The sequence below is a fragment of the Parasalinivibrio latis genome (assembly GCF_036825535.1).
Lineage (GTDB): Bacteria > Pseudomonadota > Gammaproteobacteria > Enterobacterales > Vibrionaceae > Parasalinivibrio > Parasalinivibrio latis.
The window spans coordinates 975599-998138 of the sequence record NZ_CP098813.1 but is presented as its reverse complement, the minus strand read 5'-3'; the positions used below and the strand labels follow the sequence as shown (position 1 = coordinate 998138).

Annotated in this window: 17 protein-coding genes; 5 read left to right on the top strand and 12 right to left on the bottom strand. The window is 45.9% G+C overall.

The window, feature by feature from the left end:
- The first annotated feature begins 268 nt into the window (after positions 1–268).
- Both NF212_RS21450 and NF212_RS21445 read left to right on the top strand, forming a co-directional pair.
- On the top strand, positions 269–1150 hold the full coding sequence (locus NF212_RS21450; protein WP_434360961.1) for a helix-turn-helix domain-containing protein: 882 nt from the start codon (positions 269–271) through the stop codon (positions 1148–1150).
- Positions 1141–1956 (top strand): LuxR C-terminal-related transcriptional regulator, encoded by an 816-nt coding sequence (locus tag NF212_RS21445; RefSeq protein WP_434360960.1) that lies wholly within the window; start codon positions 1141–1143, stop codon positions 1954–1956. Before NF212_RS21450 ends, NF212_RS21445 begins: the two co-directional genes overlap by 10 nt.
- A gap of 75 nt (positions 1957–2031) precedes the next feature.
- Here NF212_RS21445 and NF212_RS21440 read toward each other — a convergent pair whose 3' ends face one another.
- The 5 genes from NF212_RS21440 to NF212_RS21420 form a co-directional block, all read right to left on the bottom strand.
- On the bottom strand, positions 2032–3981 hold the full coding sequence (locus NF212_RS21440; protein WP_434360959.1) for a hypothetical protein: 1950 nt from the start codon (positions 3979–3981) through the stop codon (positions 2032–2034).
- Between the two features lie 210 nt (positions 3982–4191).
- The gene (locus tag NF212_RS21435) at positions 4192–4890 is read right to left on the bottom strand and encodes a glutathione S-transferase family protein (RefSeq protein ID WP_434360958.1); all 699 of its coding nucleotides are present in this window, start codon (positions 4888–4890) and stop codon (positions 4192–4194) included.
- 184 nt (positions 4891–5074) lie between these two features.
- On the bottom strand, positions 5075–7012 hold the full coding sequence (locus NF212_RS21430; RefSeq protein ID WP_434360957.1) for a putative bifunctional diguanylate cyclase/phosphodiesterase: 1938 nt from the start codon (positions 7010–7012) through the stop codon (positions 5075–5077).
- Positions 7000–7590, bottom strand: a complete 591-nt coding sequence (locus tag NF212_RS21425) for a carboxymuconolactone decarboxylase family protein (protein WP_434360956.1) — start codon at positions 7588–7590, stop codon at positions 7000–7002. The genes NF212_RS21430 and NF212_RS21425 overlap by 13 nt, the downstream gene beginning before the upstream one ends.
- Before the next feature lie 321 nt (positions 7591–7911).
- Entirely contained in the window at positions 7912–9141 is a 1230-nt protein-coding gene (locus NF212_RS21420) for a sugar efflux transporter (protein WP_434360955.1), read from the bottom strand.
- A 152-nt stretch (positions 9142–9293) separates the two neighbouring features.
- Here NF212_RS21420 and NF212_RS21415 point away from each other — a divergent pair, with 152 nt between their 5' ends.
- Both NF212_RS21415 and NF212_RS21410 read left to right on the top strand, forming a co-directional pair.
- Positions 9294–10214 carry an AraC family transcriptional regulator gene (locus NF212_RS21415; protein ID WP_434360954.1) on the top strand — a complete coding sequence of 307 codons (921 nt, stop codon included), beginning with the start codon at positions 9294–9296 and terminating at the stop codon, positions 10212–10214.
- A gap of 173 nt (positions 10215–10387) precedes the next feature.
- Positions 10388–12214 carry an EAL domain-containing protein gene (locus NF212_RS21410; protein ID WP_434360953.1) on the top strand — a complete coding sequence of 609 codons (1827 nt, stop codon included), beginning with the start codon at positions 10388–10390 and terminating at the stop codon, positions 12212–12214.
- A gap of 67 nt (positions 12215–12281) precedes the next feature.
- Here the strand turns inward: NF212_RS21410 and NF212_RS21405 are convergent, their stop codons facing one another.
- From NF212_RS21405 to iolE, 7 genes are all read right to left on the bottom strand, one after another.
- On the bottom strand, positions 12282–13124 hold the full coding sequence (locus NF212_RS21405) for a MurR/RpiR family transcriptional regulator (RefSeq protein WP_434360952.1): 843 nt from the start codon (positions 13122–13124) through the stop codon (positions 12282–12284).
- Between the two features lie 64 nt (positions 13125–13188).
- Positions 13189–14016 (bottom strand): class II fructose-bisphosphate aldolase, encoded by an 828-nt coding sequence (locus NF212_RS21400; protein ID WP_434360951.1) that lies wholly within the window; start codon positions 14014–14016, stop codon positions 13189–13191.
- Between the two features lie 14 nt (positions 14017–14030).
- A complete protein-coding gene (locus NF212_RS21395; RefSeq protein ID WP_434360950.1) occupies positions 14031–14903 on the bottom strand; it encodes a 5-deoxy-glucuronate isomerase in 873 nt (290 codons plus the stop codon).
- Positions 14904–15153: 250 nt separating this feature from the next.
- Positions 15154–16161 carry a 5-dehydro-2-deoxygluconokinase gene (gene iolC / locus NF212_RS21390; protein WP_434360949.1) on the bottom strand — a complete coding sequence of 336 codons (1008 nt, stop codon included), beginning with the start codon at positions 16159–16161 and terminating at the stop codon, positions 15154–15156.
- Between the two features lie 12 nt (positions 16162–16173).
- Complete coding sequence (locus tag NF212_RS21385; protein ID WP_434360948.1) at positions 16174–17349, bottom strand: Gfo/Idh/MocA family protein; 1176 nt, start codon at positions 17347–17349, stop codon at positions 16174–16176.
- A gap of 102 nt (positions 17350–17451) precedes the next feature.
- Entirely contained in the window at positions 17452–19323 is a 1872-nt protein-coding gene (gene iolD / locus NF212_RS21380; protein ID WP_434360947.1) for a 3D-(3,5/4)-trihydroxycyclohexane-1,2-dione acylhydrolase (decyclizing), read from the bottom strand.
- A 79-nt stretch (positions 19324–19402) separates the two neighbouring features.
- Positions 19403–20296, bottom strand: a complete 894-nt coding sequence (gene iolE, locus NF212_RS21375; RefSeq protein WP_434360946.1) for a myo-inosose-2 dehydratase — start codon at positions 20294–20296, stop codon at positions 19403–19405.
- 551 nt (positions 20297–20847) lie between these two features.
- Between iolE and NF212_RS21370 the strand changes: the two genes are divergently transcribed.
- Positions 20848–22293 (top strand): sugar porter family MFS transporter, encoded by a 1446-nt coding sequence (locus NF212_RS21370; protein WP_434360945.1) that lies wholly within the window; start codon positions 20848–20850, stop codon positions 22291–22293.
- The last annotated feature ends 247 nt before the right edge of the window (positions 22294–22540 follow it).

Sequence of the window (22540 nt, the reverse complement as noted above, 5' to 3'; positions counted from 1 at the left end):
TCTGCTGGATATAGTTATGTCTTAACCAACAGCCATGTCCAACTATTCTGACTCTCCGACGTGTTACGTTATTATTGCATCCTCCTTCTCACTATAGACAACCCGATGCAATCAATACTATTATCACTTATTAGCAATATTATTAATAACAATTAAATTAGGCATCTCTGAATTTAAAATGAATCATGATTCCTCCGTAAGTCAGTGTATTGTTGATATATACAAACTTGCTTACAGGCTACCTATCTCCGAGTTTAAGCAGGCGGCAATGGACAGGCTTAAAGAGCTAGTTCATATCGATATGGGGTTTTGGATAACGCGTTCAGAAGTAGACACACCCTACTTTGACCATGATTCGTTTACTTATAATCTTCCTGATGGTGTGATGCAGCATTACATAGAATTGAGTTCAGTATCAGAATCCGCAGTTTACATAACAAAATTCTTATTGGAAAACCTAAACAAGGCATTTGACGTTCTGGATATCATTGATAAAGACATTTACTACAAATCTGATTTATATCTTCTTCATTGCAAAAAATATGACATTGAAAATTCGGTCGTTATGATGATGGTGAATAATAATACAGGAATAGTAAATACTTTTTCATTTGGACGTGGCGTAAATCATCAAAATTTCACGTTTGAAGAAAAAAAGATAATTCAGTTTGTCGTACCTAATCTAGTTGAGTCATTACGAATCAATCTCATCTCTTCTTTAAGTAAAAATAAGGATAAAACCCTTTGCTTAAGAGGGGTAGTCGACAAACACGGTCATATTATAGAATCAGAAGAACGTTTCACTCACTTAGCTATCGAGCTAGAGGTTCTATACAATAATAAAATCGATACTGAAAAGATACAGAACCCAGCATTCAAAAAAGAGAAAAACATACTTATCAATATCACCAACTATGATGGACTGTACTATATAGAAGTAGAAACATTACCCATATGGGATTCATTGAGTAAAAGAAAAATCCAAATATGTGATTTGCTCTGTAAGGGATTATCGAACAAAGAAATTGCTCGTAAGCTTTTTATCTCGCAAAATTCGGTCAATAGTCATCTAAAAGACATCAATAAACTACTCAATGTTTCCTCACGGTATCAAGCAATCGCGTTACTTTCGGAGTATAAATGGCATTAGAAAATGACACATGTATTTTAACACCTGAATTAAGCCTATATATTGCAGGGCTTTACCATCAAAGCCAACTGCTATCAACACCGAGCTTTCGACTTTGGTGTACCCAAAACTTAGCAAGTTTACTCAATACCTCCTCCTGTGACTGGCTAATAAGCCGTAACCCTTTTCAAAATTCAGATTCTGGAGCAGCCTTGTTCAGTTATCAGGCACAAGAATCTGGTGTTTACCACGCCCTTAGTTTTAGCTACGCATCATTGCAACCTAGTTCGTTACAACCTAATAGTGAGACGTTTACTCGCGTCATACTTTTTATATTGCCTCATTTAGCGGAAAGTTTTAGATTAAATTTACTGTCTAATTTTTATATGGGAGATAAAAAAGAATGTAAAATCATCGCAATATTCAATAGCGATGGAGTAATGCTTGAAGAAGATGGCGGATTTTCTCAGTTAGTTAAAGAGAAAGCATTTAAATTAAATAGGGATAGTATTAAGAATCTATATTCAGGTGAATCAATTTTTGCTGCTTCCGGTATCATTGTAACAGTTAATAAAAGTGATGATTATTATCTCGCCAATGCTGTTGACTTTGGCGACGATTTTAAGTCCCTATCTCCTAAGGAACTCCTTGTTTGTTATTATATAAGTCAAGGGTTCAAAAACAACTTAATTGCGACGAAATTGAATATCTCCCAAAAAACCGTAGAGAATCATCTCGTAAAGATCTATCAAAAGCTGGGTATCTCTTCTCGAGCCTTCCTCGTTAGGCAACTCAATTCAAAAAACAGAAAGCAACTAAACTCATAACAACGTAACGATACTAACTCAAATGAATGTGAATGAGGCAGGTATTTTCTCATACCCACCTCGAAATCCACTATTTTAATTAAAATATCTTCTTACCCATCCAAAGATAAAGATAAGAGACAGCCACACTGGACCAAAGGAAGCACCAAACAACCAGTGGTCATCATCCTTTTTGCCATTAGTTTCGTCGGGTAATGGCGATGGCGATGGCGATGGCGATGCGTTCGAATTGTTTGGATTACCTATAGTCGATGTAAAGGAGTATATGTCATTATTTGCATTCCAAGAATTGTTGTTTCTGTGATACCCAACGTTAGTACTTACAATCAAATAAGTACTTGTGATGTCACCATCGTTTGCACCAGAGACATGTGATAAGCGAATATTATCTCCATCATCAACAGAAAAAGGTGCACCAGAAACACCTACAGAGAGCGGTTTATTGTCAAACTCATACGTCCCATTAAAGACATTGGCGGATATAGAAGATGTTGCAGGACTAATCGTAAATGTTTCTGTATTCGACGTTAGCTTAGTAGATTTATCTTGCGTTGTAACAGAACTGAAGTTTAATGCATTGATTGAAAAAGAGGCGGAAGGCAACGCCTGACCGTCGAATTTAATCAATGAAGAATCCACATGGCTCCCTGTGTTGTATGGAATTCCGCTGGTTCCGGCGACAATGATCTTTCCATTTTTCAATACTGCTATCGCGCTGACCGTACCGTTACTGGATGCGGGGTTAGTCGAGGCGCCGTTATTGGTCGATGAAAAAAGAAGATCGCCAGTCGAACTCTGAATTTCTGTGCCGTCATTTTCATTTATTGTTGCAATAAATTGGGATCCATTGTCTTGACCGATTGCTACAACGCCCAACCCAGGAAAATAACTCAGTTCATTAACGCATACTGCACCATAGCCGGTACTTCCAGACAAATAGCTGTGTGTCTTTACGCCATTTCCACCATAGCTGCTTACCAAATTACCTGACGCATCATTCTTTTGGCTAAATGGATTCCCATGCTCATCACATCCTCCGCTGAGGATATTCCCGTCGGCAAGTACAATAGTACTTTTCAGCACGTCCTGTGATTGAGGAGGTTGAGTTGATGTTGATGCTGTCAGATCTTCATGTGAATACCAGAAATTAACCCCATTTACAGACCCTCCGAAATTAGTGGTATTCCCTTGATGTGTATATTTCCCGAGTATCCTTCCGAATCTTAATGTTCCACTGTCCAATCCTATCATTCGACCAGACACATAAATTGCATCAGTATCATCGAAGCTGAATTTTTCTAGTTCAATAGAATGATCTGCTTTGTTTCCTACGACAACAGGGTTCGCCGTGACAGCAGTAAAGGTTGGCTCAGGAACACCGGCGGTAGTTAATTGAATAATTTTCGAGTCATATCGATTAAAGCCTGTGGTATCAAACCGCTCTTGGTACAACACCACGATCTTGCCGGTGGAAGTAAGGCCAATATCCTTTGCGCGTAAGGTGTTAGGTGACGTAACCGGAAGAATTTCATATCTCCCGTTGGTAGCAAAGTTCTGGTCAAGTGTTCCATCAACATTAAATCGAATAACCTCAATGGATGTATACGAGGTCCCCGCTTTCTTGGTCTCTACCAATACAAGGATTTTCCCGTCTCCTTGCACCGCCATTGCAATACCTTTGTCATCATCGGTCAGTGACAATATCAGCTTGCCGTCATCGTCAAAACTGGTATCAAAAGAACCATCTTCCAGATGTTTAACCACCAGTAAGCTGTACTCACTTGCAGATTTTGATACGTGCCCAACCGCTACAAACTTACCATCCGGGCTGTTTTCCACATCATTGAAATATGACCGCTTATCGCTGCCTGAATACTCTGAGTGGTTAAGTTCCAATCTCCCGCTTATGCCGAAAGAGCTATCCATTGACAGCGGCGTTGCTACTGCACCAAGTGAACACATTCCAAGCCCCAAAAATTGTAGGCAGGTTATAATGCGCTGATTATTTTTCCCTGTTAAAGACATAATGACCCCAATTCCCATCTTATTTGCTAGAGAGTTATTTGTTTCTTTTACAGGTGTGATTTTTTCAGAGTAGCCCTAGCAGGCATATAGGTAGAATTGGTGGTTTTTGGTTCGATGGCAATGAGCCAACATTCATATTGAATACTACAAAATAAGAATATAAGTATCGCATAGAAAAAAAGCCCAGAAATATTCCGGGCTATTCAAAAATCACATACAACAACTTACAGTGTCACAACTGTTGCCAGTAGAACCGGACTTGGCTTCGCTCAAATAGGTATTTCTCAGGTAAAATTCATTGAAGGCATCCTCGAAGTCCTCTGCAACCGACATATGGCCTAATCCACTGGCCAGCAATGCTCGCTGCCATGCCTGCATTTTGGGTTTTCCACACAGAAAATCGAAGGTGGTTTGCTGTTTGATGATAGCGGCTCGATGCAACAAAGGTAACCAAGCAATGTCCACATTGCTCAACTTGTCGGATTTAAAAAACTTGGTCTTTCCGGTAAGTTTTCTCTCTGCCTTGGCAAACACAGTATCCAATCGTTCAAGACGTTGATTAAATGTCTCTTGACCCTTACTACTCATAGTACCGCACTGTGTCATGTAGTTTTTGGTAGCAAGATAACTCCATGCTCGATCAAGCGCCCGTTGTTCATTTGTCACTCCATGCTCAAGCGGGCCATATTCATCCTCAATAAATTCTATAATGGCATCGGATTCAAACAAGGCTGCACCTGACTCTGTGATCAAAAGTGGAACCTGGCCGTTGGGAGAGACATCAAGAAACCAGTCCGGTTTGTCTTTCAGACTGATGAATTCAATCTTGTATGGGATTTTCTTTGCTTCTAATGCCGCAGTAACACGCTGCACAAAAGGACAAATTTTGAAGCTGACAACTTTAATCATTGGGTAATCTCTTTTCGTAGAGGTTGTACCCATAAAGACGAAGCAATACTGAAATGGTCGCAACTTTTTTAACGGTTATTTTCCAATAATACTCTTACACCGAACAACTAACTGATACTATTATGTTTTTAATAATGATGAAAATTTCTCACCACCTAAAACCAGACATTTGATTTAAATTCAATTACGGATAGAACTCACTCCAGGGTAAAGGTTTACTGATCAGGTACCCTTGTACCATGTCAGTATTCCATGCCTTAATCATAGCCAACTGCTCTTTTGTTTCGATTCCTTCACAAATAACGGTTAATGAAAGCTCATGAGCAAGCTCAATGACCTTTTTGCAGATGATCGCACAACCTTCATCTGTCATCGTGTTTTTAATAAAGCTCTTGTCTATTTTAAGGTTGTCATAACCGAAGCTAAGCAAATAACTCAATGACGAATAACCAGTACCAAAATCATCCATCGAAATTGAAAATCCCGCTTCTTTGAATTCTTTAAATTTTGAAATAGTCAGTTCATGGTCAGTCATTGCTGAGTTTTCAGTAATCTCAACAACTATTTGGTTTGGTTGAATAGAAAAGCGCCTGACTATTTCGTGAATATTACCGACCAGTTCTGGTTCAGTAAATTGAACAGCGGATAGGTTCACTGAAACCTTAGTATCTTTCGGGACATTTGGCTTAGAGAGACAGCGGCAAACTTCTTCAACGACCCAATATCCAAGTTGAATTATGTCTCCGCTTTTTTCTGCGAGATCGATAAATAAATCAGGTGGAAGCTGCCCCTTTTCTGGATGCTCCCATCTTATTAATGCTTCATAATAATTGATTTTCTTATCATCACAAAATGGATTAATTATGGGTTGAAACACCAGACTAAACTCTTCATCACGAATAGCGCCTGGTAAATACTTGGCAAGTTCAAGTTGAAGTTGAAGGTCTTTAACTATTTTTTCATCATAGCAAATAATTTTTTTATTATTGATATGTTTAGCCTGATAGTGAGCCACTTCAGCCCTTCGAACCAAGTCTTCGGGCAGGACTTCATCACCATTAATCATGCTGTAGCCTACTTTTATGTCAAAAGAAGCTCTAGAACCATCCACTTCAACAAAAGTTTTTGTTTCATCAATAAGTTGGGTAAGCAGCTGTACTATTTTTTCTTCATCATGGTTAACAACAGTAAATGCCAATTCGTTTCGGCCCATTTCTGATAGTGTTTTATTATCAGGGAACACTTGATAAAAACGCTCTTTCGCATCGTTTAGGATCTTTTCTTTCAGATCCTCATCAAGTAATTTTGAAAAATTACCACCACGTTGAATGGAAAACACCACAACACAACACTGCTTACATCTTTCATGCAATATATTTTGCATGATCCTCAAGAACCCCAATTTACTGTGAAATCCTGTCTCAGGATTTATATAAATTGCTGGCGTTACACTCACACAACTTGAGTCAGTAGAGTTGCCTTCAGCGAAACTCTGTAATTTTAAATATAGACTTTCCAAATAACCTGATGATATATCTTTATCAACACAATAAGAAATAATGGCTGCCACATAACTTAAATACACATTATCAAATTCTGCTATGTCTTCATTGGATGTTTTTGGTGTTACAAAGGCTACACCACCATAAGACATCCTAAATCTCTCAAAATATACTCTGCCGGTATTTAACATTTCTGAAAGAGATAAATCAGCATTGTCCAATGCCCAATGAACATCTGTTACACTATGACTGACTTCAAACAGGGAAAATATTGTCGTGTAATTAGATTTTGATACTCGTAACCATTTACATTTTTTTTCCAATCTCCGATCCTTTACAAGGATCATGTACTCCCACCATAAACCATCTACAAATCGGAATAAAATACAATTATCAATATCAACTGAAAATCTGATTTTCTTAAAAACGCTCCTCATGTTTTTTTCAAAATCAGAGTCTACTTCTATATCTTCACTTAACTCCAAAAGACTTGCAGTTCTTAAGCACTCTTCAATAGATCTCTTGTCTGAATAAGGATTTACATTCTCAGACAAATCGGATGAGGGCTCTCTCCGATCCCGCTCATCGTTATAATCGGAGAGGAATCTCAACTCTCCCATGCCACCTTACCATTCTGCGCGATGACGTCATAGAAACCTTTATCTGCCTCAACACCTAAGCTGTCAGCAATGTTAACCATGTAGAGGGCGCAAGATACCATACCAACCACTTCGGCAATTTCGTTACTATCGAATCCGGCGTCAACCAATTCTTCACGACATATTGCAATTCGTTCATTGTCATTAGTTAGTGAAGCGTCAGTGAACTTAATAAGAAGTCTCAGTGATCTGTTTCTTATATTATCGGGGTCATCAAGAATAGTTTTCATCTCTTCATCTGAAAACCCATGTTTGATTGCCATTGCATGGTGCGCCGTAAGACAGTACTCGCAATTTTTTTTATGGGCTACGTAGGAAAACATTAATTCCTTTGTAATCCTCGGCATACTCCCTGAGCATAAATTGTATCTGACCATGTTCCATGACGATAGAGCTATCGCGGGGTTCAAACCTGCAACCATCCTAAAGATAAGAGGAACAAACCCCATCCCCAACTCTTCACAAACCTGTTGATGTATTTCAGGAAATAATTTTTCAAACTCTTCCGCGGGCATAATGTTACATGTATCCATAACCATTACTCGTCCAGTAAATGAAGCGCAGTTATCTGATTTGAGTATAGATTATAAAGATGAGATTAATGCGGCAAAAATGATAAAAAAACGCCCAAAATTCTAGCGATAAATGTCAGATATTTTACCTTTGAGCACATTAATGTGTATACGAAATACAATAATCAATACATATACCCTGAGGCTTGTATTCCCGTAGGTGGAGTGCCTTAGCGAAGACTACGTTTCAATTTTGCCCGGCAACCTATGGTTTTCAAAGAAATACAACCGTTCCGTTTCGATTTTACCTTCTTATACGGTATAAGAGGGAGCATAATTTGGCTCCTATCATGCTGATGTTTCACCAAAGCATTCATCACCATTAATGCCACTTTTTCTTCGATTCAGCACACTTTGAAAAGCCATGGTCAGTAAGGACAGCATCGCCATGATAAAACTGACAAAGAAGGCTTCATGATAACTAAAATATTCCCCCACGATACCGATTGTCATGCTTGATAGCAGCATGCTGGTCTGCATGCCATTGCTAAACAACGTAGTGGCTACACCCATTTGATTTTTCATCAGATCCTGCATAACTACCATGCCCATGGTGGCCGTTGCCCCAATGAACAGACCGTTAAACACTTGCAATGTCATCATCTGCCAAGGTAGGGAATAGGAGAGCATACCCGCGTAAAACACAGCACCAAAAGCTACACCAATCATGAGGATGCGGTGCGCACCATGACGGGACGCGACAATTCCAATTCCAAGCATTATTGGAATTTCACTCAATGCAGCCAATCCCATCATCTTCCCTGCTATCCCACTGTGAAGACCCAGATCCTGAGTGACGTAGAGGGGCATCGAAATGATGTAAAGATTGTTGGCGTAGAACATCAACACAACTGCAATAAAAAACAGCACAACTTGCCCATTTCTGTACCAAGGAATGGGAACGAAAGCACTATTTACTTCCGGTAGTCCAGCATCTTCGTTATTTGGAGCGCATCCTATGTCCGGCAGATTCAGTGCGACGATCAGGGAAACACAACTGCAAGCGGCGGTGACCAGGAATGAATAGGTAAAACCGTATTCAGCCTGCGTCATAAAGGCCAAAGGTGGACCGCAAACCCAAGCAATTGCGATACCAGCGCGCATGGTGTTTAGAAATAGAGTGCCTTTATCTCCCAAGTAGCTATCAGCATATTCACGTCCAAGCGCGAATATCTGGGGAAAAGCCGCTGAAGAAATACTGGTCACTACAACAACCGTTACCAACGCCACCCAGTAGTCGCGGTTGAAAGCAAAAATAACAGCCGTCAAAAAGTAGCAGACCATAGCCACTGCAATCAGATTTTTCCGGCTGAAACCACGGTCTGACAGTTTGGCAAGCTGGTAGGATACTGTGATGCCAGCTATGACACTGGACATCATATAAACACTGAGCATTTTCGGTGATGCTCCCAGTGCTTCAACCAGATAAATAGAACTGATCGGGAAAAGAAACGCGCCTCCCAGCCCCGAAATAAAAGTCGAAAAAACAAAGAGCAACATCGTTCTATTCTTTGCCATCCGGCACTTCCTCAAACGCAAATGTGATGTGATTCACCAATAGTTTACGTAAGGAGAAAAAGCGATGTAGTACAAGCCACTCATTGATCAATACTATTCCTTCATATTTATCCAGTTTACTAAATGAAAGGTAAAAATTCTTGCGACCCTACGTGGAGAAAATCAGCGACCGATGGTTGATAAAACACTATATAAACATTGGTAAAAGCTACGATATTTTTGCTGGCTGGCATTACCACAATGAATACGAACTTGTGGTTTGCTTTGATCCACATTCAGTACTGAACAGTACTGCGATGGTTGGTGACCAGTGCTTCAGCCAGTGCCACAATACACTTGTCCTTTATGGGCCAGGTGTCCCACATATGGTTACCGCTAGTGCAGCATGTGAGCGTCATACTGAGGTGAGTAATCACATTCTTTGGTTTTCACCAGACTGGATAGACAAACTTATTGAACTCGAGCCATCACTCACGCCTGTACGGAATGTACTTAATGAAGCCTGCAGAGGGATACATTTTAGCTCGCAGTGTGCCGAACGCGTTTCTGCCTTGATAAGAAATACTGTCAACCTTCCCTCGACCCGGCAGTTTGCTGTTGTTGTGGAAATTTTAATGGCGTTGGCTGAAGATGGTTACCGAAAGCCACTGGCCTCGGGTTCGTATTCTTATTGCCAGCCCGAATCGTCAAGTCAACAGCAAAACAAAGTAAAAAGAGTACTTCACTATATTGAAAGGCACTATACAGAACCCGTTCGAATGGCCGATTTGTGTGAAGAACTACACATGAGCGAAAGTAGTGTCTATCGCCTATTTGAAAGACATTTCCAGGAAAGCTTTGCCGAACATTTAAAGCAATATCGAATTGGAAAAGCTTGCGAACGTTTGATCAACACTGACCAGTCTATTTCCTATATTGCTGAAAATACGGGATTTAATAACCAATCTAATTTCAATAGACAATTTAAAATCAGTAAAAACATGACGCCGAGTGCGTTTAGGAAATTATACAGGCATCAAAAAACAAAGTTTAAGTCTGGCCAACGCCAAAGCGTTGAACTAAAAATAATCTAGAAAAATAAGCACAGCTAAACTATGGATATAGGAGGAAATTGAAATACCATGCCACCCTTTCTGTACTTGTAAAATAACTTAAATATTAATCTTAGCTTCCACTTCCGAGTTTCTTCCTATACTGAATATGGCAATCAATTAATCCCATTACCTATGACATGGACGTTGTTGTCATGAAATATCAGCTCTCGAGTGATTTAAATACTGCACATAACCATCTAAAACAAAAAGAATTGGAGCGATATGACGCGGTCATTGAAGAACATGATGCCTCATTTGAAGCTCTTGCCTCGCTGGCAGCCACTCTCTGCAATGTCCCCATTGCCGGAATAAGTGTCGTTGATGACGAGAAAGTCTGGATCAAAGCACACTTCGGCATAGAAGCCTGCTGGTTACCCCGTGAAGGGGCTTTTTGCGCTGTTGCGGTTGATGAAAACGAAGATCTGTTTGTCATCGAAGACACCACCATCGACATGAGGTTTTTCAACAATCCTCTGGTAACAGACGCTCCTAATATCCGCTACTATGCAGCGAGTCCATTTCGCGGAGAAAACGGGTTCGCCGTGGGTACGGTTTGGATTATGGATACTAAACCCACATCCATCACACAGGAAACCGCACAAGTTCTGCAGAGCCTGGCTAAATATGTTGTCCAGAGCGTAGATAACCAATATTCCTGTGATGTGACAAAGCTACCCAACCGGGAAGGCTTTTCCCGCAGGCTCAAAACCCTTATCCAAAGCGACAGCGGCACGGTATCGTTATGTAATCTGCAAATACAGCAGATACATAACGTTTGTACCCTCTACGGTAATGAGACCGCCAACCTCCTTATCCAAACCATTTCTCACCGGCTTTTGGAATGGCTTCCTGGCAATCAACCTCTCGGTCATTTTGGACTGGGTAACTTTTGTTTCTGGCAGACAGAAGAACAAAGCACTCGAGACCTTGATGCTTTATTAACATACATTTCCAGGCCGGTATTGATTGACGGCCTGACCTTTGCGGTCATCGCAAACATCGGTGTTGCCAGGACATCTGACGGAACCATAACGCCCCAGGCGTTGATAAACATGGCGGAGCTTGCTGTTAATGAAAACAACCGGTGCGGACTTTCCAGTGTGTGTTACCAATCGGGCAATGCCTTTAAAACTCAGCTAACCAAGGATCTGAGGCATGCGATATACCATGAAGCAATGGAAAACAGCATCGAGCCTCATTACCAACCCCAGATTAATATCAACACCGGGGAGCTTTTTGGTTTTGAATCGTTACTGAGATGGGAAAACCCCAGTTACCAAAAAATCAATATCGGACAAATTTTTACCGCCATTGAGTCCTTAGGATTGATCCCCTCTGTAGACTATTTGATGTTCCGCAAGGTATGCAGCCACATTCGTGTTTGGCTCGATTCTGGATTAATTCCACCCAAAATATCGATAAACGTATCACGGGTAACCTTACAGGATGCGGCATTAGTTTCTACGTTCATAGGAATACTTGCAGAATTTGGCCTGTCTACGGACCATGTGCTACTGGAAATCACTGAAACCGGTTTTCAAGTTAATGAACAAGGTTCAGCGGAACGACTGCGCGAGCTCCACAGGGCGGGATTTCACCTAGCAATTGATGATTTTGGTAAAGGAAACTCCAACATTGATTCATTGAAAAAGATTTCCTGTGAGCTTCTCAAAGTAGACCGTCAGTTTGTTCATGGTGTATCTATCAACCCTACAACAGAAGCACTAATGCGTCTGATAAAAGGCACGGCAGATGCCCACAATATGCAACTGCTTTGCGAAGGCGTGGAAACCCAGCAGGATTTGGACTGGCTGCGAAATATGGGGATCAGCCTTATTCAGGGGTGGTATTTCAGTAAGGCCAGACCGTTCAAGGACGTCACAACAATACTGACTTTCATCAGGGAATTTGCTCCCCAAGATGCCAAAGAGTTGAGATCGTTTTTGTCTCGGGTCTCCAGCAATAAATACATCAAATAATGTCACAAAAGTTTATCAAAAAAAGGAAAGCCCCGCTAAATCGCAGGGCTTTTTTGACGGAATAAGATTACTCCCCCCGCTCCCGGCACATATAGCTGACTGCCAGTGTCTGGGCGAGATAGATAGAGGAACTGAGTGAACGGAAGCCCATGATTTCGCCCTCCTGAACCTCAAAGCACACTTCCATTTTGCTGCCCTGGGATTCTTTCTGGTTATCGGTGATTCCGATTATCCGGGTTCTCCTGTCATAGGACTGGCGGATCAGCTCACTGGTTTCCGGCGCGTAAGGGCTGAAGGTGACAGCCACCAGCACATCTTTGTCGGTCAGGCGGCGGGTGAGCGGGCCCAACATTCCACCCATGTCGTCCAGCAATACCACGTTGGCGTCTGATTTCATCAGGGCATACCAAAAGTAAAAGGCAACCGGGTATGCCCGGCGGATACCCTGAACATAAATGGTATCAGCCTGCGACAGTAACTCGACTGCACGCTCCAGTTTATCCGGGGACACAGAAATCTGGAGCTGTTCCAGCGCTTCGATATTCGCCTGGCCGAAATCATGAAACAGTGCCTGAGGTGACGTCGGGTTTTTCTCTTTTTCCTTGGCTTGCTTAACACGCTCTTTGTAGTCACGTGGGCGGTTAAGGTACTGGTCTCGGAATAGCCCCTGCATCTGGCTGAAACCGGAAAATCCCATAGTGTTTGAAAAGCGGCTTAAAGTGGAGAGCGGGACATCGGCGTTTTCAGCGATGGTCGACATGGTTTCCATGGCCACTGTCATTGGCTGTGAAAGTACATAGTCGGCCGTTTGTTGCAGGCGTTGGCTAAGGGTGTCGTAGCGTTTGACGATAAGATCGCGCAGCGAATCCAAATCTTTGGGCTTGGTTAGGGTTGATTCGTCTGTCTGCATTCGAGGGTGTCTCCCAGCCATCATACGGCAATAAAAAACTCCGGCTTTACGCCGGAGTTTCATTCTACGATAACAAATTGATATTGCGAATCGCTTCTTCTTTCACAAACGGCATCGTCTTTTGCATAAAGTAGATTCGGTCGAACTTGTTCGGTTCCTCATTCATCAATTCGCGCAGGTTATGACCAAGCGCCTGACGCAGACAGGTTCCGATGTTAAATTTCGAGACCCGGGTACGCTTGAGCATCTGCATATCATCATCTTTAATACCGCTGGTACCGTGGATGACCAATGGCTTGGAAACCACGGACTCAATCTTGTCCAGCAGGCCAAAATCGATGGTACTGGTTGGCTCAGTCAGGCGGTGTACATTACCAACAGATATCGCTACACAATCTGCACCGCTCTCTTCAGCGTATCTCGCCGCATCTTCAGGCAGGGTAAAGATAGACTTAATATGGTCGCGGCCTTCTTCATAAGGAACGGAGCCAATCTCGCCCTCAACCGAAGCTCCTACCGCGTGCGCAACTGCTGCTACAGCGGCCGTACGGCGGATGTTCTCTTCCAGTGGTAACTGGGAGCCGTCATACATTACAGAGCTGAAGCCTGCTTTCAGGGCGCGGAAGATAATGTCTTCATCGTAAGTGTGGTCAAGGTGCAAACACACAGGGACGGTGGCTTTTTGGGCCAGGCCAAGGAACATTGCTGCCGCCGTTTCTACGCCATAAAAATCAGCAACATCCTTGTTGCAAGCTAAGATAACCGGTTTGCCTGTCGCTTCTGCAGCTTCCACCACTGCGCGGGCATCTTCGTACCCAAACACATTGAAGCAAGGCACGGCATAGTCAGATGCCGCAGCATCCGGTAGCAAATCGTTCAGGTTAACCAACATGACTTCTCTCCCTGTTATTTGAATTTGGCAATCATGTCCTTGATGCCAGGAATGGTGTGCACCTGATACTCATGGTGGGGGTCAAAATGCTGGACCAATGATTTGTCGGTCTTGCCCACAATGATGGTGAAGTAGTACATCTCGTAACCCGGCGCGGCAACACTCGGGTGATAGCCTTTGTCGATGGCAATCACAGAGCCGGTGCGAACGTGGTAAACCGGGCCAAAGTCATCTTCGTGTTCATACAGGAACTGAGCACCGAAGCCGAAGTCCGGGTTAAAGCGGAACTGGTACACTTCCTGGTACAGGGTTTCGCGGCTGCCGTCTTCCTTCACACGGTCTTCATCATGCTTATGCGGCGGAAACCCGGACCAGCCACCCGCACCCACGGTAAAGAGCTCACTCACCAGCAGGCGGCCACGCTGTTCGGCATTACTCTGGCCAAGAACGTGTTTGATTTTGCGGTGGGTTTTGGTGTCATCGGAGCCGTACTGGACGATATCCACTTCTTCCTGGCGCACTGCAAACGGCTCCAGAGCTGCTTCGAATTTACCACCGGCAATCATGACATCAGCCTTGTCGCTGACGCATTCAACCTGCGCGGTGTAGCCAACCGGTACGTAAACTGCTTCCGGGTTTCCTTCCCAGACCGAAGCACGTTTACCGATGTTGTCGAAGGTTTCGGACTTACCGGTTTCATCAGTCACGGTGATGCAGCAGGTACCGCCGGCCAGCACGATCACGGACTCATACTCGTCCAGGGTGTAAGTATGAATCTGGCCTTTTTCCAGAATAACCTGGTTGAAATAACACAGCGGGGTCACCTCATCGTTTATGTCGATGATAGCTTTGTTTTTATTATCAAATGGTGGGATATGCTTACCCATGCTTTCCTCCTCACTCCCCAGCAAACAACCTGCTGGGGGTGCCTGTTTCACGTATTGGATTAGTAATGTTTTAACTTTGCTCAGGAAAGTGTCCTTTTCTCGGTGTTTCGAAGGCTACTTTGCTGGGAAAAGTGCCGGGCCACGATGGTTGCACATTGTTTTTGCTGGCCCGGCTGACCTAATTTATGGGTCTTTAATCCGAAGAACGTAACTCGATTTACAGTGCTGGTTACTCAACCATTAAGGTGGACTACTCAGCGTTATGAGCAGATTGCTCATGGGTTTCAATAAAGTTGAACAATTGCTCCCGGGTAGGCATTGCCTCGGTACAACTGGTGCCGCTGACGTTAATCGCCGCCGCTGCTGAACCGTGCTTCACGCCGTCTTCCAGTGTGCCGCCGTTAACCAGTGTCCAAATCAGGCCACCCGCGAACGAATCACCCGAGCCGAAAGGCTTGTTCACCTTCACGCGGAAGATACCCTGCTGGAAGCTGTGACCGTCACGGCAGTAAACCTTAGAGCCCAGCTCACCGGCTTTGATCACCACCACCTGGGTGTTGGCGCGCATAAAGCGGGCTGCGGTTGCGTCATCGTCCTTGTTGCCGGGTGCGATAACGGTTTCCATCATGTCGAACTCTTCTCGGTTGCCGATAACGATGTCAGACAGGCCAGCTGCGATACCGTAGTAGATAGATGCATCAACATCGGTGCGCCATGAGTAAGGACGGTAATCCACATCCAGCACTACCACGGTATTGCTGCGACGGGCATATTCCATGGCCAGCAGTGTCGCTTCACGGCTTGGGCTTTCAGACAGTGCCGTACCGGTCACCACCAACACTTTTGAACTGGCAATGTAAGCCTGGCTGATTTGCTCAGGTTTGAGCGTCAGGTCGGAAACCTTGTTACGGTAAATCAGCACGGTGCAGTCACTCGGCTTCATTTCTGTAAAGGCCACTGACGTGCGGCTTCCTGAGTTGTCAGTCATCATGCCGTCAAGGTTGATGCCAAGGCCGCTCATGTAACCTTTCACATAACCGCCGAATGCATCCTCAGCGACACAACCGATAAAGCCGACCTTACCGCCAAGCTTGTTAACAGCCACCGCGATATTCGCAGCAGAACCACCGACAAATTTATTGAACCCGGAGATATCTGCCATGTCGGTGTTTGCCTCACGGGCGTAGAGATCGACGCCCGCACGGCCCAGGACGATGGCATCCAGAGGACGATCCTGCTGAAGTGCAATCTTAGTCATGGTCATAGTTCCTTACTTGTATTCCACCCAGGCAGCGTTCTGGTCTGCCGACTCAACGCATTTTTCACACAGGCGAACACCTTCGATGCCTGCATCAATACCCGGGAACCAGATATCAGCCAATGCAGCCTGGTCATCACGGTCAGCTGCTGAGAATGCCAGCGCAAAACGGTGATAAAGGTTTGCCCAGGATTCGAAGTAACCTTCCGCATGGCCGCCACCTATACGGTTCGCGCCGACACCTGCATCGTCCTGGTAGAGGTAGCCCATACCACGGTCGAGGATACGTGGTGGCTCGCCCTGTACTTCATAGCGCAGTTGGTTCGGGTGCTCATCCCACCATTCAATAGACGCTTTAGAACCGACAACGCGGATCTTCTGCTGGTGCATTGAACCGGAGTTAACCGCTGACGCCCAAAGCGTACCTACAGCACCGCCCTTGAATTCCATCATCACGTGCGCGTTGTCTTCCAGTGGTGCACGGGACTTGATAAAGCTCTGGCGCATACAAGACAAGCGATCCACTTCCAGGCCGGTCATCACTTCACACAGATAGAAAGCGTGAGTACCGATATCGCCCAGAACATAGGTCGGGCCGGATGCTTCAGGGCTTACACGCCACTTGAGGCCCGGATCGTTCAGTTCGTGCTCTTCGTTGTGGAAGCCGTGCGCAAACTGCATGTTTACCACGCGAACATCGCCCAGGTCACCGCGCTTAATCATTTCACGCGCCTGCTGCACCATAGGGAAGCCTGAGTAGCCATACATCACACCGATAACGCGGTTTTGCATGGCGGCCATCTTCTTCAGCTCTTCCGCTTCTTCTGTGGTGAAGGTAATTGGCTTTTCGCACACCACATGCAGGCCAGCTTCCAGCGCCGCTTTAGAGATTTCAAAGTGCGTAGAGTTAGGGGTAGCAATAGATACTGCCTGAATACCGTCTTCACGCTTGGCTTCCGCTTCGAACATCTCTTTGTAGTTTGCGTAGCAGCGGTCAGCGTCCAGACCCAGGTTGGTACCGAAGTCGCGTCCGCGCTCTGCGTTAAGGTCGAAAGCACCGGCCACCAGCTTGAACAGGCCATCACGTTGCGCGGCGTTACGGTGAGAGTAACCGATCTGGCTGCCACGGCCGCCGCCGACCATTGCCCAGCGGATTGGTTGTTCAAAGTGGAATTCTTCATTAAACATGTAGGGCTCCTTACGGTCCCGGCGGCGTATATCCGCCGGGCCAAACTTTCTGATTTAAATTTGTTATTTGGATTTGGTTGTTATTTTTAAATCCGGGTCCGGTTAAACACCGCGGCGTTGGTTGACGCGGCCTTCTTCCCAGGCTGTCACTTTCTCTGCAGTGTGTTCATTTCGGGTGACTTCAGGCAGACCCACTTCCCACCAGCAATCGCACTTGGACCATGCCATTGGCGATACCGGGTCAATATCCAGGACAATCACATAAGTGCGGTCTGCTTCCTTGGCGCGGGCAAAAGCGGCTTCGAACTGGTCAACAGACGTCAGTTTCTCAGCAATTGCACCCTGCGCTTCAGCATGCTTGGCGAAATCTACACGGGCGACCTCGCCATCCGGGCGGCGGCAGTCTTCCAGCAGGTTGTTGAAAGACTCGTTGCCGGTGTTGTTCTGCAGCTTGTTGATAACCGCAAAGCCACCGTTGTCGCACACCACCACAATCATCTTGTGACCAGTCAGGACAGAAGAGTAAATGTCGGAGTTCTGGATCATGTAAGAGCCGTCACCCACCAGGACAATCACATCGTTATCCGGGTTGGCAATCTTGGCACCCCAGCCACCCGCGATTTCATAACCCATGCAGGAGAAACCGAACTCGATGTCGAACTTGCCAATCTGGTAGCTCTGCCAGTTCATCGCCAGCTCGGCAGGCAGGCCACCGGCCGCAGTCAGAACGGTGTCGCCTTTTTCCATCAGGCGGTTAACCTTGCCAATCACTTCTGCATAAGAAGAGAGGCCCGGAGTCAAATCACCTTCCTGAGGGTGGGTACGGCGCTCAACCAGTGCTTTCCACTCGTCAGCCTGTTCTTTGGCGGTATCCGCCCAGTCCTGGCCGGATTTCCACTCACCCAGCAGGCCGGACAGTTTGGTCATACAGACCTTGGCATCACCGAGGACCGGGTAAGAAAGGTGCTTAACTGCATCGAACTTGGCAACGTTGATGCTGACCAGCTTCATATCAGGGTTACGGAATACCGACCAAGAGCCGGTAGTGAAATCCTGAAGACGGGTACCAATAGCCAGGACCACATCTGCATGGGCAGCCATGTAGTTGGCAGAATCAGAACCGGTTACACCGATAGGGCCGGCGTTCAGCGGGTTGTCTTGCAGCATGGTCGCGCGTCCCGCAATGGTTTCCACCACCGGGATATTGTGTTTGGCAGCAAATGCCGCCAGCTCGTCGGTCGCCAGCGAGTAGTGCACGCCGCCACCCGAGATGATCAGCGGCTTCTTCGCTGACATCAGCATCGCTTTCGCTTCTTCCAGTGCAACCATTTCTGGCTCTGGGCGGCGAATGCGGTGAATACGTTCTTGCAAGAAGGCTTCCGGGAAGTCCCAGGCAACACCCTGGATATCCTGAGGCAGGCCGATAAATACCGGGCCACAGGTTTCCGGATCCAGCATGGTATCAATTGCATGCGGCAGCGTATGAACAAGCTGCGAAGGCGACACAATACGGTCCCAGTAACGGGTCAGCGGTTTGAATGCATCGTTACAGGTAATGGACGGATCGTAGAAGTTCTCTGGCTGCTGGAGCACAGGATCCGGCAGGCGGCTGACATAAGCGTCACCGGAAATCATCAGCAGAGGAAGACGGTTGGTGTGTGCAATACCGGCGGCCGTCACCATGTTGGTTGCACCCGGGCCGATAGAAGTGGTCGCAATACCGATGCGGCGGCGCAGGTTCGCTTTGGCATAAGCCACAGCAGCAGTCGCCATCGACTGTTCGTTCTGACCGCGCCAGGTCGGGATTTTGTCTTCAATATTTTTCAGTTGCTGACCAAAGCAAGTAACGTTTCCGTGACCGAAAATCGCAAAGGCTGTACCGAAAAGTTGTTCTACTTTGCCGTCGATTTCGATTTTCTGGGCTGCCAGATATTGTGCAAGCGCTTCGGCAACAGTCAGGCGTACAGTTTTCATTTTCTTCCTCGAACTAGAACTCAATCTGTGAGTAATCCCTGTCTGCCGGCCCGGTTACAGGCCGGCAGTTCCCTTCCGGTTACAGGCCGTACTTCTTCGCGTAGCCAGTGATGTTTTCGTAAGCAGTCTTCGCGTAAGTCAGAGGATGCGCCTTGGCAGGATCCTGCTCTGCTTCAACCAGCAGCCAGCCTTCGTAGTTACGCTCTTTCAGTGCCGCGAACACGTCGTCATAATCCACATCGCCAGTGCCTGGTACGGTGAATACGCCGTCCAGTACCGCATTCAGGAATGACTTGTCTTGATCGCGTGCCGCTTTCATTACATCCAGACGCAGGTCTTTAAAGTGCATGTGGCCGATACGGTGGCCCCAGCGCTTGATCATAGTGACAGGGTTACCACCGCCGTAAGTGATGTGGCCGGTATCCAGCGTCAGGTGTACAGATTCGCCGGTCAGTTCCATCAGCAGGTTGATGTCATCTTCTGTTTCTACGATGGTGCCAACGTGGTGGTGGAAAGACAGCTTGATGCCGTGCTCGTTCAGCAGGTAATCAGCAACCGTAGTCAGCTTCTCACCGTAGATCTTCCACTCGTCCATGGTCAGGATGACACGCTTGGACAGCGCAGTGTTGATGTCACCGTGTACTGTGTTGCTAACTTCACCGTAAACCATCGCAGTACAACCGGCGGCTTTCAGCAGCTTGATGTGATCCTGCATGGCAGCGATTTCCTGCTCAGCCGTGTTAGTCATCAGGTTTCCGCTGAACCAGCCAGACGCCAGAACCAGACCATGCTTCGCCAGAAGAGGAATAAGCACTTCTGGTTCACGTGGGTACTTGGTGCCCAGTTCAGTACCGGTAAAGCCGGCTTCCGCCATTTCGCTCAGGCAGGTTTCCAGTGGAATGTCACCACCCAGCTCTGGCATGTCGTCGTTAGTCCAGGTCAGTGGGCTGATGCCGTATTTAACTTTGCTCATGTTCTATCTCCAATTTTTTATAGGGCTTAAATTTGCTTAATTAAAGTGACCCGAATCTCACTTTCTTTGGGAAGTCTGTTTCGCGTCGGGCCGTTTTCTTGCGTTGGGATAAACATACGCTCGTTTTTCAAAAAATGAAAAATATTTTTCAATCAAAAATCCATCAGCTCAAAATATGAAATTAATGGAAAACCCTAGGGAATATGCGGGTCACAGAGGAATATGAACCAAGATCACAAAATATTTTTTCTTTAATTATCAATGATGTAAAACGTTTTCAATATTTGAAAAATCTTTTCCGCAACATGACTTGCGTATCATTTTGAGACAAAAGCGATTATTGGCTATGGCGTAACCACACCTTCAGAACTAACATGCATTTCAACGCCAAACTGAAAAATATTTTCCAAATCATTAATACAATAAATACGACAGGCGTTAGCTGAAATCCCGGGCAATACCCTACGCACAAAACAGCCCAGGAAATTCACCATAAACTTACTGTTTCGATGGTCAGGTAAGGGAGTGGGATAAAAATAAGGAATTCGACAATGTCGACTGATAACGTGAAACCCTCCAATAAACATAATATTGCTTATATCGTTCGAATCTGTTGTATCGCCGCACTCGGCGGCATCCTCCTGGGCTACGACACTGCTGTAATATCCGGTGCCATCGGTCCAATCCGTGACTACTTCTCCCTTACTCCGGCTCAAACCGGCTGGGCGGTGTCCAGTGTCGTTCTTGGCAGTATTCTGGGTGCCGTCAGCGCCGGCTGGTTCGCCCTGAACTATGGCCGCCGAAATACCCTCTTTATTTCCGCAATCCTCTTTATCATCTCAGCTATCGGTTCGGCACTGGCGACAACCTTCGACTTTTACATCTGGTTGCGTATTGTGGGCGGCGTTGCTGTTGGCCTGGCATGTGTCGTCTCGCCAATGTACATGTCTGAAGTGGCCCCCAAAGACTTTCGTGGCCGAGCGGTAAGTATGTTCCAGCAGTCTGCGGTGGTAGGCCAGACCGGTGTCTTTTATGTGAACTACCTGATTGCCAAGGGGATGTCTGAAACCTGGCTGGTAGACATGGGTTGGCGTTGGATGCTGGGCTCTGAAGTTATTCCGGCGGCCCTTTTTGCCGGCTTGCTTTTCCTTATCCCTGAATCACCACGCTGGCTGGTACTGAAAGGTAAAGTAGACAAAGCAAAAGACACCCTGTGCCGTATCTCCAACCCAGAACACGCTGACCGCCTGATTTCTGAAATCCAGGACTCCCTGAAAGAAAGTGCCGGAGCCAAAGGCAACAAAGTCAGCCTGCGTTCACCACTCCTGTTCGCCATTCTGGTTATCGGTACCTTTGTTGCCGCCGCCCAGCAGCTGACCGGTATCAACGTTATCATGTACTACACTCCGGAAATCCTGAAACCGATTGCCGGCGGTACTGAAAACGCGCTGTTCCAGACAACATTCGTCGGTGTGGTCTTTATCCTTGGTAACGCCCTGGGTATGTACCTGATTGACAAGGTTGGCCGCCTGCCGCTGATGAAGTGGGGGACCCTGGGTTGTGCCATCGGTATGACCGTGGTTGGTTTTGTTCTTTACCAAGGCACCACAGGTTATGCAGCACTGTTCGCTCTGTGCCTGTATGTCGTTTCTTACGCCACATCATGGGGCTGTGCATGCTGGACAATGATTTCCGAAATCTTCCCTAACAGCATCCGTACCCGTGCTATGTCTATCGCGGTAGGTGCCCAGTGGTTTACCGGCTTCCTGGTAACCCAGAGCTTCCCAATGCTGAACGAAAACCCATACCTGAAAGAAACCTTCAACGGCGCATTCAGCTTCTGGCTGTTCGCCGCTCTCTCCATGATCTGTATGGTTATCGTGGTGAAATTCGTTCCTGAAACCAAGGGCGTCAGCCTGGAGAAAATGGAACAGGTGATGGCAACCAAACTGGGCCGTAAGGTTCCAGAACAAGAGCCAGTGAAAGCACGCGTTTAATCAACGCTGACAAGCAGTCAAAAGCCCACTTCGGTGGGCTTTTTGCTGTGTGCTTTCCCTCGCAACGGAAATGAAAACCTACATACCTATCCTCGCTGGGCCTACTTACTCCTCGCAATTACCTATTCACCATCGCTTAAATTTCAGGCAACTGTGAGCTTTACCGCGGTTCAGTGCAGTTTTCCGTACCACCCTGATTTACATCTGACTGTTTTCCTTGGCTTTACTCACAACACAACAAGATCAA